This window comes from Mesorhizobium sp. M2A.F.Ca.ET.067.02.1.1 (assembly GCF_004023285.1).
Taxonomy (GTDB): Bacteria; Pseudomonadota; Alphaproteobacteria; order Rhizobiales; family Rhizobiaceae; genus Mesorhizobium.
This window is the reverse complement of the sequence record NZ_RZSB01000081.1, coordinates 1-12,880: the sequence shown is the minus strand read 5'-3', so window position 1 is coordinate 12,880 and position 12,880 is coordinate 1. Positions and strand designations below refer to the sequence as shown.

Below are 12,880 nucleotides of genomic sequence, written 5' to 3'. Positions count from 1 at the left end.
GTCGGCCGAGCCACTGGCGCGAACAGCGGATGAAACGCCGGCCGCCGCTCCCATGCAAGCTGACGCCGCGCCAGTGGTCCAGGCCTCCGCGCCGACGGCCTCGAAGGCGGAAGACCCCATCGACGCCGCGGTGGCCAGCACGCGCCGGCAGCTCGACCAGATCGACCAACTCCTCGGAGCAGCCCCCAAATGACCAGCGTCAACCAGACCTTGCCGGGCTTCGCTTCGACCCAGCCCCGGCAGCACGCCGCCGGCGACAAGGACAAGGATCAGAGTTTCGGCGAGATGGTGCAGGGAACCGAGAGGCCTGATCGGCCGCAGGACAAGCACGCGGCCGTATTGCCGGGCGCTCATCTGGCAAAGCGCTCGGCGGCCGACAACGGCAAGCAGGAGCCTGACCAGGATCCGCAAGGGAAAACCGGCTCGCAGAAAGCGGCGGGAAAGTCCACGAGGACCGCGGCCGCCCGGGCCGACGAGGCGAAGCCGACGACCGACAAGGACGCCACGGCGCAAGCCGGCGATTCCGCACCGCTGCAGGACCGCTTGCCTATGCTGATGGCATTGAGCGACATGAAGCACTTCGCGCAATCGTCGGGCGCGGACGGGAAGGATTCGGCTGCCGATGGAGAAGGCGCCGGCGAGCACGAGGCACTGAAGCTGCAACTGCGCATTGGCAAACGCGCGCCGGTCGGCAGTTCCGCAGAGCCGCAGTCGCGATCCGCCCGTTCGACGGCCGCTGAACCTTCCGGGCCCGACTTCGGGCAGAAGCCGGTGAAGGCGGATATGGCTCTCGACATGCCCGGCCGCGGCGAAACCGGAATCTTGCCGATGCAAGGGAATGAGCCGCAGGCCGACAGCCCTCTGCCGCCGCAGGGCTGGCGACCGGCTTCCGCCTCCAAGGCATCGCAACAATCGCAGCCGGCCGCGCCGCAGACACCGGTCAAGCCGTCTTCATCCGCCACACGCATGGAAGTCGTCAGCCAGCAGAGCTTCCCGGCGCCGGCGCAAAACCCGATCGGCCAGACGGCGTCGGCGCTGGTTGAGGCGCTTGCCTCAGACAACGGCGTTCAGCAGGCTTTCGCAAGCGCCTCGGCAGGCTCCCAGACGACCAATTCTGTTGCCGTTCCGACACACGTGCTCAAGATCGAGCTCCACCCTGCGGAGCTCGGGGCGGTCACCGCCAGCCTGCGGCTATCGGGCGAGCAACTTTCGATTGAGATGAAGCCGGAGACGCACGAGGCATATCGCCGTCTCACCACCGACAGCGATGCAATCGTCAAGTCGATGCGCAGCCTCGGCTTCGCTGTCGACAAGGTCACCATCCTGCAACCTTCGCTAGCAGCGCATGCGGCGAGCCGCACCGACGCCAACAGCGCCATGCCGATGTCGACAGGTCGCGACCAGCCTTCGTTCCAGCCCGGGAACTCGGGTGGCAACGGCGCGGGCGGCGGCCGGCAACCGGGAAGGAACGACAGCAATGGCGCACAGGAATTTGCCCGCCCGGCTTCTCCTCTTCGCGAGGGCGCTGGCGACGATATGTATATCTAGCTTGGCGGCCGGTGGCGCGAGCGCCGCTACAAATCCCTGCGAGCCGGAGATCCTGCGCGCCGCGGATCGCTATGGCGTGCCGGCCGGCATTCTCAATGCGGTCGGCCTGACAGAGACCGGAAAGAAAGGCAGCCTTCAGCCCAATGCTTTGAATATAGAGGGAAAAGCTGTGTTCCCGCGTAGCCTTGATGAAGCTCTCGTCACCTTCGAGAATGCCCGCCGCGAAGGCAAGACATTGATCGACCTCGGCTGCATGCAGATCAACCAGCACTATCACGGCGACCATTTCCGCAGCGTCGTGGACATGCTCGACCCGCATCAGAACGTCGACTATGCCGCACGCTTCCTGGCCGCCCTGCACGCCCGGCAGATGACCTGGTCGCTGGCCGTCGCCCGCTACCATGCCGGTCCCGACAACGACCCGGCTCAGAAGGTCTATGTCTGCCGCGTCATCGCCAACATGGTCGCCACCGGCTTCGGCAAATGGACGCCGAATGCCAGCACATTTTGCAATCAATAGTTGCATGACCCTGAATGCCGGTCGGCCGTCGCCGGCATGTCCGCCAGCGCCAATATTCATCCCGCAACAGCTGGCGCGAATACACTTGCACGATCGCTTTTATTACGGCTCCCAAAAAAACTCCCAAGAAAATAGCTACAAGAAATGATGGTTTTTCAGGATTCGCCGACCCGGCTACCCCTTTCCCCACGGGGCAAATGAATTGATTCGGAGGGCGGGCCGATGATCGTGATCGTTGACGAGCGGGAGCTCGTGACAGAGGGCTACTCTTCACTTTTCGATCGCGAGGGCGTGGCCACGGCCGGTTTCGCGCCAGGCGAATTCGGCGAATGGGTGAGCTCCGCCGCCGACACCGATCTCAGATCCGTCAGGGCCTTTCTCATCGGCGACTGCCGCGAGGGCGCAATATCGGCGCGCCAGATCCGCGACCGGACCGGCGCACCGGTGATCGCGCTCAGCGAACATCACTCGCTCGAACATACGCTGCGCCTGTTCGAAAGCGGCGTCGACGATGTCGTCCGCAAGCCTGTCCATATCCGCGAGATTCTCGCCCGCATCACCGCCATTCGCCGCCGCGGCTCCGAAGAGGCCGCCTACACCGAAGTCGGCTCGATGCGCATCTTCATGGATGGCCGCGATCCGGAGATCGACGGCGAGCCGCTGCCGCTGCCGCGGCGCGAGCGGCGCATCCTGGAATATCTGGCCAGCAACCGCGGCCGGCGAGTGACCAAGACACAGGTCTTCAACGCCATCTACGGCATCTTCGACGAAGAGGTCGAGGAGAACGTGGTGGAGAGCCACATCTCGAAGCTGCGCAAGAAGCTGCGTGAGAAGCTCGGCCACGACCCGATCGATTCCAAGCGGTTCCTCGGCTACCGGCTGGTGTTTTGATGGCCGTCCTAGAGCATGATCCCGAAAAGTGGGAAGCGGTTTTCGGACCAAGATCATGCTCCAACAAAGAGTTTGGGCGTGATGGCGATTCAACGAAACGCCATCACGTCCAAGGCACATCCCGCGCCAGCCTCGCGCAAGACACGAGGCATAGTTTTGTGGCCTCCTACCCAGGCACTGCGGAGATCCATCGATGAGCCTCTACGGAATGATGCGGACCGGCGTTTCCGGTATGAACGCGCAGGCCAACCGCTTGTCCACGGTGGCCGACAACATCGCCAACTCCGACACCACCGGCTACAAGCGCTCTTCGGCCGAGTTCTCGTCCTTGATCATGCCCGGCACCGGCGGCGCCTATAATTCGGGCGGCGTGACGACGACGATCCGCTCGGCCGTCAGCACCCAGGGCGTCATGACCTACACCACTTCGGTGTCGGATCTTGCCGTCAACGGCGACGGCTTCTTCGTCGTGCAGGACGCCGGCGGCACCCCCTATCTGACCCGCGCCGGCTCGTTCGTCCCGGATGCGCAAGGCCGGCTGGTCAATGCCGCTGGCTACCAGCTCATGGCTTACGATTATGCCAACGGCGATCCGGCGGCGACCGCCAACGGTTTCGAGGGCCTGGTGCCGGTGCAGATCTCCGACCAGGAAATGACGGCGACGCCGAGCACGAGCGGAATATTCAGCGGCAACTTGCCGGCAGGCGCGACTCCGGTCGCGGCCGGCAGTCTGCCCTCCACCAACAGCGCGACCGCCCAGTACACGTCGAAAACCTCGCTGGTCGCCTACGACAATCTCGGCAACAAGAAGCTGCTCGACGTCTATTTCACCAACACCGGCGCCGGCACCTGGCAGGTCGCGGTCTTCGACCAGTCGAAGGCGACCCCGGGCACCTCGTTCCCCTATACGGGGGGCATGCTGGGATCGGCCAACCTCACCTTCGACACCACCACCGGCAAGCTCACCGGCGCGACCACGGGCGTTTCCTTCACGGTTCCGGGCGGCCAGACCCTCAACCTCGATCTCTCCAAGCTGACCCAGCTCGGCACCGGCTTCACCGTCGCCGACGCCAAGGTCAACGGCAACGCGCCGAGCTCTATCCAGAAGGTGCAGATCGGCCAGGACGGCGTCATCTACGCGCAGTTCGCGGACGGCTCGACCAAGGCGCTTTACAAGATCCCGCTTGCCGATGTTCAGAGTCCCGACAACCTCACCGCCATGCCCGGCAACGTCTATGTGCAGAGCACCGATTCCGGCGCGGTCCATATCGGCTTTGCCAATGAGGGCAAGCTCGGCTCCATCGTCTCCGGGGCGCTTGAAAATTCCAACGTCGATATCGCCGAGGAACTGACCAACATGATTGCGGCGCAGCGCAGCTACACCGCCAATTCCAAGGTCTTCCAGACCGGCTCGGACCTGATGGACGTCCTCGTCAACCTGAAGAGATAACCGACGGGCGCCGCCCGTGAAAGATCAGCATGTCGCTTTCCTCCGCACTAAGCATTGCCCAGTCGGCGCTTCTGGCCACCTCCAAGCAGACCAGCGTCGTATCGCGCAATGTGGCCGATGCCTCGAACCCGGACTATACCCGCCGCATCGCCGTGGTGACCAGCACGGCGCCCGGCGCCAGAATGGTGGAAATCCAGCGTACCGCCAATGATCTGCTGTTTCGGCAGAACCTCCAGGCTCTGTCGGCATGGAGCGGCCAAAGCGCGCTTTACGACGGCATGGATCAGCTCGATCTGTCGGTCAACGGGGTCGACAACGCGTCATCGCCCTCGACGGCGATCGCCAACCTGCAGAAAGCCCTGCAGCTCTACGCCACAACGCCGTCGAACCAGAACCTTGGCACCAGCGTCGTCGACGCCGCCAAGCAGGTGGTGAATTCGCTGAACAGCGGCACCCAGGCGATCCAGGATTTCCGCACCCAGGCGGACAGCCAGATCGCCACCGCCGTCGACGATCTCAACTCGCTGCTCAGCCAGTTCCAGGACGCCAACAGGGCCGTCATCTCGGGCACACGCTCGGGCACGGACGTGTCCGACGCGCTCGACCAGCGCGACGCGCTTTTGAAGAAGATATCGGAATATGTCCCGGTCTCGACCTTCACGCGCGGCGACAACGACATGGTCGTTACCACCAAGGACGGCACGACGCTGTTCGAGACCGTGCCGCGCTCGGTGACCTTCACGCCGTCGTCCGGCTATTCGGCCGGCACGCCCGGCAACACGATCTATATCGACAACGTGCCGGTTTCCGCGGGCACCGGCGACAACACCACCGCCGATGGCAAGCTGGCGGGCCTGTTGAAGCTGCGCGACGGCGTCGCCTCGACCATGCAGAGCCAGCTCGACGAAATCGCGCGCGGCCTGATCACGGCATTTGCCGAGACCGCGCCGTCGCAGCCCAACGCGACCGGCCTGTTCACATGGCCCGGCGCGCCGGCAATTCCGCCCGCCAGCACCCTGGTCGACGGCCTCGCCGGGTCGATCAGCGTCAACGACGCCTTTGATCCGAGCGCCGGCGGCAATCCCGCGCTGCTGCGCGACGGCGGCGCCAACGGCGCCGCCTATGTCGCCAACACCGGCGGCGGCGCATCCTATGCGGACCTGCTGATCGGTTACGGCAACAAGCTGGATCAGCCGATGGCCTTCGATACGTCCACCGGCATTGCCGTCAGCTCCGGCGTCTCCGACTATGCGGCTAACGCCATCGGCTGGTTCGAAGGCGTGCGCCAGCAGGCTTCGACCAATGCCGACAACAAGCAGGCGCTGGCCGCACGCACGGCCGAGGCGCTGTCCAACGACACCGGGGTCAATATCGATCAGGAGATGTCCCTGCTTCTCGACCTCGAGCACACCTATCAGGCATCGGCGCATATGATGAAGACGGTGGGCGACATGCTGGATTCCCTGTTGGCGGCGGTGGGATAATTCATGAAAGCGACAGGCGTTTCCTCGGCTGCCATATCCAACGCGCTGCGCTACCAGCAGGCGAAGATGCAGGCGGAGCTCATCAAGGCGACCAAGGAATCACAGACCGGCACGGTCGCCGATATCGGCCTGGCGCTCGGCAGCCGCACCACCCAGGCCGTCACCTTCCAGCGCGACCTCGACCGATTGAACGGCATTGTCGATTCCAACGCGCTCGTCTCGGCCCGCCTGAAATCGACCCAGGATTCGCTCGGCCAGATCGCCGCCAGCGCGCAGAGCTTCCTGTCCGCACTGACCAGCGGCGTGTCGGGCGACTCCTCGACCAGCATCCTGCGGACCGCCGGCGCCTCGGCGCTGCAGCAGATGACCGGCATCCTCAACACCAGCGTCAACGGCGAATATCTGTTTGCCGGCACCAACACCGACGTCAAGCCGATCGACGATTTCAACGCCGCCGGCTCGCCGGCCAAGGCGGCGTTCGACGCCGCTTTCACCAGCTATTTCGGCTTTGCCCAGACCGACCCGGCTGCGGCCAACATCACCGCCGCGCAGATGGATAACTTCATCACCACGCAGGTCGAGCCGCAATTCCTGGGCTCCGGCTGGCAGGCCAACTGGTCGAGCGCCACCGACGAGCAGATCACCAGCCGCATTTCGCTCAACGAGACCACCCAGACCTCGATCAGCGCCAACGACCAAGGTATCCGCAAGCTCGCCATGGCGGCCGCCATGGTCAGCAGCCTGATGACGGGCAGCATCAGCGAGGCCGCGCAGAACGCGGTCGTCAGCCGCGCGCAGGCGCTGGTCGGCGAAGCCATCGGCGGCATCACCCAGATACGGGCCGAAACAGGCATTGCCCAGCAACGGGTGTCCGATGCCAGCGACCGCATGAAGACCCAGGTCGACCTCTTCGAGAAGCATATCCTTGATCTCGAAGGTGTCGATCCCACGGAAGCGGCGACCCGCGTGGCCGACCTGACACAGCATATCGAGACATCCTTTGCCTTGACCGCGCGTTTGCAGCAGCTCAGCCTGCTCAACTATCTGACTTGAACACGTAAACCGGAACGCCAGAGCGCCGACGATGTATCAATTCTCCTACGCCGACATCCAGACCGACTCCGTCGCCGACGCCAAGGACCGGGAGCGGCAGCTGCTCACCCGCTCGATCGACATGCTGGCGGCGGCGGCCGCGGTCGGCACCGACTCCATGGAGGCGGTCGAGGCGCTGCATTTCACCAACCGCATCTGGACCACCTTCGTCGAGGATCTCGGCTCCAGCGACAACGCGCTCCCCAAGGAGCTGCGCGCCAACCTGATCTCCATCGGCCTGTGGCTGCTGCGCGAGACCGAGGACATCCGCCAGGGCCGCACCAACAATTTCGAAGGATTGATCGAGGTCTCCCAGATCATCCGAGACGGCATCCAATGACCAACACGCTGAAGATCTCGCTGAAGCCCAACGAGAAGATCTACATCAACGGCGCTGTCATCCGCGTCGACCGCAAGGTCACCATCGAGCTGATGAACGATGTGCAGTTCCTGCTCGAAAGCCATGTCATCCAGGCCGACCAGGCCTCGACGCCGCTCAGGCAGCTCTATTTCATCGTGCAGATCATGCTGATCAACCCGGCGGGCGCCGCGGAGGCGCGCGACATGTTCCGCCGTTCGCTGCCGATGCTGATCGCGAGCTTCGACAACCAGGACATCTGCAACAGGCTGAAGCAGATCGACCGCATGGTCGGCGAGGACGAGATCTACGAGGCGCTGAAGGGGATCCGCGCGCTCTATCCGCTCGAGCGCAAGGCGCTCGAAGACACTGACGAGATTTCCGAAGCGCCCCGCGCACTGGCCGTAGGAGCATAAGATGGCCGTCGACATGACGACAACGATCCCGGTTGGCGCCAACCAGGCCAGCCAGCAGACCTCGAAGACGGCGGTGGACTACCAGTCGTTCCTGAAGCTCCTGATCGCCGAGATGAAGAACCAGGATCCAACCAAGCCGATGGATTCCACGCAATATGTCGCGCAGCTCGCCACCTTCTCCCAGGTCGAGCAGTCGGTGCAGACCAACACCAAGCTCGACCAGATCATGCAGTCATCGGCGCTCTCGCAGGCCGACGCGCTGATCGGCCGCTCGATCACCTCGGCCGACGGCAAGACCACCGGCACGGTGGCTTCGGTGACGCTCTCCAGCAACGGTCTGATCGCCGTGCTGCAGGATGGCACCAAGGTCCCGGTCGGCGCCGGCGTCTCGATCAAGCCGGCCAGCTAAAGACCTAAAGCGCATGGAGCGAATCCGAAGGATCGCGGCGCGCTTTAGTCTGACCGCTGGGGATGTGCCCGCATGAATGAGGCCGATGCCCTCGATATCGTCCAGTACGCGGTGTGGACGGTTCTCACCGCTTCCGCCCCCGTGGTGCTGGTGGCGATGGTGGTCGGCATCGGCATCGCCCTCATCCAGGCGCTGACCCAGATCCAGGAAATCACGCTGACCTTCGTGCCGAAGATCGTCGCCATCATGCTCGTGGTGGCGCTGACCGGCCCATTCATCGGCAGCCAGATATCGGCCTTCACCAACGTTATCTTCGAGCGCATCGAACACGGCTTCTGACGCGATGCCGCAGCGAACCTCCGGCGGTCCGTTTGCAAGCCGCGGGATCGCTTGCGGTGGCCTTCTTTGCGGCTAGATTGTAGCCGTGCCGGTATCGGCCGGCGTCTTTGTCGCAAACGGCGATTCAGGAAGCGATGCATCAAGCAAGAACGGCCGGCGGGCCATGTGCGGAATAGCCGGCGTCTGGCGAAAGCGCGATCCGATCGGGAGCGGCGATCTTTCCGATGTCGCGCGCATGATGCAGGCATTGGCGCATCGCGGTCCCGACGACCACGGCAACTGGAACAACGCCCGCTTGGCGCTCGGGCATCGCCGGCTGACCATCATCGACCCCTCACCCGCCGCGCGCGAGCCGATGCTGACCGCATCCGGCGACGGCGTGCTGTGCTACAATGGCGAGGTCTATAATTTTCGCGCGCTACGCAAGACGCTGGAGGAGGAAGGCCTGACCTTCCGCACGGTGTCCGACACCGAAGTGGTGCTTCAGGCCCTGCATCACTGGGGCCCGCAGAAAGCGGTGCCGCTGTTCGACGGCATGTTCTCCTTCGCCTATTTCGATGCCCGCGACGGGGCCTTGTGGCTTGCCCGTGACAGGCTCGGCATCAAGCCATTGTCGGTCGCCGACACCGGCGAGCGCTTGCTGTTTGCCTCCGAGGACAAGGCGATTCTCGCCTGCCATGACTTTGCGCGCCGGATCGACACGCGCGAGCTGACATTGCGGCTGGCCTGGCAGAGCCGCGATTCCAGCTACAGCGTCTTTGACGGCATAGAACGGCTGCCGCCCGCCGGTCTCTGGAAGATTGCCAGCGTTGGCATCGAGAAGCGCCGCTTTTGGCATGTCCTCGATGTGATCTCGACGGTGCGCATCGCCCAAGACAAGACATCCGACGCCGAGCACATGGCGACGCTCGAGAGGCTGCTGGAGGAGAGTGTCGAGCTGCATTGCATCGCTGACACCAGCGTGGCCACCGCCTGCAGCGGCGGCGTCGATTCCGGCCTGATCACCGCGCTCGCCAAGCGCTTCAGGCCGGAGCTGCACGGCTATGTCATCGACCAGAAGCTCGGCCGTAGCGAGGCGCCGGACGCCGAACGCACCGGCCGCCATATCGGTATCGGCCTGCGCCGGGTTCCTTTCGACAGGGAGCGGTTCCTCGAGTTCTGGCCGCGTGCGGTCTGGCACCTCGAGACCGACGGCTGGCATGCCAGCCACGCGGCGCTGCTGGCGCTTGCCGAGCAGTGCCGCGCCGACGGCGTCAAAGTGCTGCTCACCGGCGAGGGCTCCGACGAGCTTTTCGGCGGCTACAAATGGCAGGCATCGACAATGCGGCTCTGGCGCCACTCCTGGCTGCAGCGCCTGTTCCGCTCGAAGGCAAGACGCGACCGCAAATTCGCCGAACTGCGCCGCGCACCGTTCCGCAACTCGATCGGCCGCGGCTCGCCCTCCGAGCGCAGCATGGCGCTCAGAGCCCTGTCGCCCGAGTTGAATTTCCTGCAGACGAAGCTGTTCGACAGGCTGGACGGCGTCACGCCGCTCGACGACCGCGCCTTCCTGGCAAGCTGCTTCTACGACCTGTACTCGCATCTGCAGGACCTGCTGCACAGGCACGATCGGCTGAGCATGGCGGCGTCCGTCGAGCTCAGGGTGCCGTTCCTCGAGAACCGGCTCATCGACTTCGCCCTTCACCTGCCGCGCCGTCAGAAATACCGCGACGGAACCGGCAAGTGGCTGCTGAAGAAGGTCGCCGAACACCATCTCCCGCGCGAAAACATTCGTGCGGCAAAGATCGGCTTCGACATGGCCGATGCTTTTTCGGCCGGCACGCAAGAGCTGCTGCGCGGCGGTCTGCTCCGCGACGCGATGAAATGGTCGTCCTCCGAATTGGACGACCTGATCGACATGGCAAGAAGCCAGGAAACGTCGCGCCTGCGGCTCGTCGGCATGGAAATGCTGCTCAGGCTCTACATGCGCGGCGACACCACAGGCGACCTGACCGAGGCCCTGCACGCCGAGACGAGAGGCGAAAAATAGCCCGGGGTTGGTCCAGACCGGCGAGATGCTTGGTTTAAAGCTTCGCCGACGCATTTTCGCCTTTGCCATCCTGTTGTTGGGTCTCACTCTTTGGCGAGTCGCCGGCCTCTTCGGGCGCGGCGAGCCTCGATAGCGGACGAAGGCCCAACCATGATCGACGACGAGCCGGAAAGCGAACGCGTCTCCGCGCTGGCGCCGTTCCGGCACGGCATCTTCCGAGCCGTCTGGGCGGCCAGCCTGGTGTCGAATTTCGGCGGCCTGATCCAGGGCGTGGGCGCCGCCTGGATGATGGCCACGATTGCCACCTCGTCCTACCAGGTGGCGCTGGTCCAGGCCTCGACCACCTTGCCGATCATGCTGTTCGCGCTGGTCGCCGGCGCCATTGCCGACAGCTTCAACCGCCGCAAGGTGATGCTGGTGGCGCAGACCTTCATGCTGGTCGTCTCGGCGCTGCTCACCTTGTTCACCTGGCAAGGCTGGATGACGCCGTGGACGCTGCTGGCCTTCACCTTCCTGATCGACAGCGGCACGGCGCTGAACAGCCCGTCATGGCAGGCCTCGGTCGGCGACATGGTGCCGCGCGCCAAGGTGCCGGCGGCGGTCGCACTCAATTCGCTGGGCTTCAACATCACCCGCAGCGTCGGCCCGGCCATCGGTGGCGTCATCGTCGCCGCCGCGGGTGCCGCGGCCGCCTTCGCCGCCAACGCCATCAGCTATATCGGCCTGATCGTCGTGCTCGCCCGCTGGAAGCCGGCGCTGCCCGAGCAGACCCTGCCGCGCGAGTCGCTGGGCGCGGCGATGGGAGCGGGCCTGCGCTATGTCGCCATGTCGCCCAACATCGCCAAGGTGCTGGTCCGCGGCTCTGCCTTCGGCTTCAGCGCCGGCGCGGTGCTCGCGCTTCTTCCGCTGGTGGCGCGCGACGTCGTCAAGGGTGACGCGCTGACCTACGGCATCATGCTCGGCGCCTTCGGCATCGGCGCGGTCGGCGGCGCGCTGATCAGCGTGCGGCTCAGGCAATTGCTGTCGAGCGAGGTGATGGTGCGCATGGCCTTTGCCGGCTTCGCGCTTTGCGCCCTCAACGCCGCCATCAGCCACAATGGCTGGCAGACATCAGCGGGCCTGCTCATCGGCGGCGCCTGCTGGGTGATCGCGCTCTCGCATTTCAACGTCACCGTGCAGATGTCGACGCCGCGCTGGGTGGTCGGCCGCGTGCTGTCGATCTACCAGACGGCGACCTTCGGCGGCATCGCGCTGGGCAGCTGGATCTGGGGCGTCGTCGCCGACGCGCATGGGGCGGAGACCGCGCTGATCGCGGCGGCGATCGCCATGCTTGCCGGCGGTGCCATCGGCTTCGTCCTGCCGTTGCCGAAGCAGACGGTTCTCAACCTCGATCCGCTCAACCGCTTCAAGGAGCCGACGCTGTCGCTCGATCTCAAGCCGCGCAGCGGCCCGATCGCCGTCATGATCGAGTACATCATCCGCGAGGACGACGTGCCGGAATTCCTAGCGACCATGGCAGAGCGCGGCCGCATCCGCCGCCGCGACGGCGCCCGCAACTGGACGCTCGCGCGGGATCTCGAAGATCCGTCGGTCTGGATCGAGCACTACCACACGCCGACCTGGGTCGAGTACATCCGCCACAACCGCCGCGCCACCCATGCCGACGCTGTGGTCGGCGAACGCATCCGCGCGCTGCACAGCGGCGAGAACCCGCCGCGCGTACGCCGCATGATCGAGCGCCCGACCACCGCTGGCACAGCGCTTGTCTCGCCTAAGGGGCCGATCGATCACTGATCTTCTGGCCGATCAATGGCCTGTGATGCTGTCGGCGAGGGCGGCCAGCCTTGACGTGTGGCCGAGCCCCGCCGCCTCGCGCTGGTCGGCGATGCGGTAGAGCTGATACATCGAATGCACGCCCAGCCAGCGGAACGGCTCCGGCTCCCAGGGCCGCACCTTGCGGTTGACCCAGGGCAGCCGCGTGAGTTCGGTATCCTGGCCAAGCACCAGATCGGTCAGCGTGCGCCCGGAGAGGTTTGAGCTCGACACGCCGAGCCCGACATAGCCGCCGGCCCAGCCGATGCGCGTCGCCGGGTCGAGCCCCACCGTCGTGCACCAGTCACGCGGCACGCCGAGCACGCCGCACCAGGCGTGATCGATGCGGCACCCCGCGGTCTGCGGCAACAGCGTGGTCAAGATCGTGTGCAGCTGGTCAATCGTTGCCTGCTGTGTCTGGCCGTTGATGTCGGTGCGCGAGCCGTAGCGATAAGGCACGCCGCGCCCGCCCATGGTGATACGTCCTTCGCGTGTGCGCTGGGCATAGCAATAGGCATGCGCGGCATTGCCG

At 65.0% G+C, this 12,880-nt stretch carries 13 protein-coding genes and 1 pseudogene; 13 read left to right on the top strand and 1 reads right to left on the bottom strand.

Features of this window, described 5'->3' with window-relative positions:
- From EOA28_RS39545 to EOA28_RS09380, 13 genes and pseudogenes are all read left to right on the top strand, one after another.
- A pseudogene (locus EOA28_RS39545) lies at positions 1-193 on the top strand (chemotaxis protein MotC); the annotation flags it as partial.
- Positions 190-1,548 carry a flagellar hook-length control protein FliK gene (locus tag EOA28_RS09435; protein ID WP_127250719.1) on the top strand — a complete coding sequence of 453 codons (1,359 nt, stop codon included), beginning with the start codon at positions 190-192 and terminating at the stop codon, positions 1,546-1,548. The pseudogene EOA28_RS39545 and the gene EOA28_RS09435, both read left to right, overlap by 4 nt.
- Positions 1,535-2,068, top strand: a complete 534-nt coding sequence (locus EOA28_RS09430) for a transglycosylase SLT domain-containing protein (protein WP_245490133.1) — start codon at positions 1,535-1,537, stop codon at positions 2,066-2,068. The genes EOA28_RS09435 and EOA28_RS09430 overlap by 14 nt, the downstream gene beginning before the upstream one ends.
- Positions 2,069-2,290: 222 nt before the next feature.
- On the top strand, positions 2,291-2,959 hold the full coding sequence (locus EOA28_RS09425) for a response regulator transcription factor (RefSeq protein WP_127250720.1): 669 nt from the start codon (positions 2,291-2,293) through the stop codon (positions 2,957-2,959).
- A gap of 193 nt (positions 2,960-3,152) precedes the next feature.
- On the top strand, positions 3,153-4,409 hold the full coding sequence (locus tag EOA28_RS09420) for a flagellar hook protein FlgE (RefSeq protein WP_126059611.1): 1,257 nt from the start codon (positions 3,153-3,155) through the stop codon (positions 4,407-4,409).
- Positions 4,410-4,438: 29 nt separating this feature from the next.
- Positions 4,439-5,893: a flagellar hook-associated protein FlgK gene (flgK, locus tag EOA28_RS09415; protein WP_127250721.1), complete on the top strand. Its 1,455-nt coding sequence runs from the start codon at positions 4,439-4,441 to the stop codon at positions 5,891-5,893.
- A gap of 3 nt (positions 5,894-5,896) precedes the next feature.
- Entirely contained in the window at positions 5,897-6,946 is a 1,050-nt protein-coding gene (locus EOA28_RS09410) for a flagellar hook-associated family protein (RefSeq protein WP_127250722.1), read from the top strand.
- A 31-nt stretch (positions 6,947-6,977) separates the two neighbouring features.
- Positions 6,978-7,325: a flagellar biosynthesis regulator FlaF gene (flaF, locus tag EOA28_RS09405; RefSeq protein ID WP_042640513.1), complete on the top strand. Its 348-nt coding sequence runs from the start codon at positions 6,978-6,980 to the stop codon at positions 7,323-7,325.
- Entirely contained in the window at positions 7,322-7,759 is a 438-nt protein-coding gene (gene flbT, locus EOA28_RS09400; protein ID WP_127250723.1) for a flagellar biosynthesis repressor FlbT, read from the top strand. Before flaF ends, flbT begins: the two co-directional genes overlap by 4 nt.
- Before the next feature lies 1 nt (position 7,760).
- Positions 7,761-8,168: a flagellar hook assembly protein FlgD gene (gene flgD, locus EOA28_RS09395; RefSeq protein WP_126059607.1), complete on the top strand. Its 408-nt coding sequence runs from the start codon at positions 7,761-7,763 to the stop codon at positions 8,166-8,168.
- A gap of 72 nt (positions 8,169-8,240) precedes the next feature.
- Positions 8,241-8,507 carry a flagellar biosynthesis protein FliQ gene (gene fliQ / locus EOA28_RS09390; RefSeq protein WP_040989996.1) on the top strand — a complete coding sequence of 89 codons (267 nt, stop codon included), beginning with the start codon at positions 8,241-8,243 and terminating at the stop codon, positions 8,505-8,507.
- 163 nt (positions 8,508-8,670) lie between these two features.
- Complete coding sequence (gene asnB / locus EOA28_RS09385; protein WP_127250724.1) at positions 8,671-10,536, top strand: asparagine synthase (glutamine-hydrolyzing); 1,866 nt, start codon at positions 8,671-8,673, stop codon at positions 10,534-10,536.
- A 150-nt stretch (positions 10,537-10,686) separates the two neighbouring features.
- Positions 10,687-12,330 carry an MFS transporter gene (locus EOA28_RS09380; RefSeq protein ID WP_128314832.1) on the top strand — a complete coding sequence of 548 codons (1,644 nt, stop codon included), beginning with the start codon at positions 10,687-10,689 and terminating at the stop codon, positions 12,328-12,330.
- 12 nt (positions 12,331-12,342) lie between these two features.
- Here EOA28_RS09380 and EOA28_RS09375 read toward each other — a convergent pair.
- On the bottom strand, positions 12,343-12,880 hold a 538-nt coding region (locus tag EOA28_RS09375; RefSeq protein WP_128314831.1), incomplete at its 5' end, for an FAD-binding oxidoreductase.

Coding starts and splice junctions, on each gene's coding strand:
- EOA28_RS09435 (WP_127250719.1), top strand. CDS start 190: ATGACCAGCGTCAACCAGACCTTGCCGGGCTTCGCTTCGACCCAGCCC.
- EOA28_RS09425 (WP_127250720.1), top strand. CDS start 2,291: ATGATCGTGATCGTTGACGAGCGGGAGCTCGTGACAGAGGGCTACTCT.
- EOA28_RS09420 (WP_126059611.1), top strand. CDS start 3,153: ATGAGCCTCTACGGAATGATGCGGACCGGCGTTTCCGGTATGAACGCG.
- flgK (WP_127250721.1), top strand. CDS start 4,439: ATGTCGCTTTCCTCCGCACTAAGCATTGCCCAGTCGGCGCTTCTGGCC.
- EOA28_RS09410 (WP_127250722.1), top strand. CDS start 5,897: ATGAAAGCGACAGGCGTTTCCTCGGCTGCCATATCCAACGCGCTGCGC.
- flaF (WP_042640513.1), top strand. CDS start 6,978: ATGTATCAATTCTCCTACGCCGACATCCAGACCGACTCCGTCGCCGAC.
- flbT (WP_127250723.1), top strand. CDS start 7,322: ATGACCAACACGCTGAAGATCTCGCTGAAGCCCAACGAGAAGATCTAC.
- flgD (WP_126059607.1), top strand. CDS start 7,761: ATGGCCGTCGACATGACGACAACGATCCCGGTTGGCGCCAACCAGGCC.
- fliQ (WP_040989996.1), top strand. CDS start 8,241: ATGAATGAGGCCGATGCCCTCGATATCGTCCAGTACGCGGTGTGGACG.
- asnB (WP_127250724.1), top strand. CDS start 8,671: ATGTGCGGAATAGCCGGCGTCTGGCGAAAGCGCGATCCGATCGGGAGC.
- EOA28_RS09380 (WP_128314832.1), top strand. CDS start 10,687: ATGATCGACGACGAGCCGGAAAGCGAACGCGTCTCCGCGCTGGCGCCG.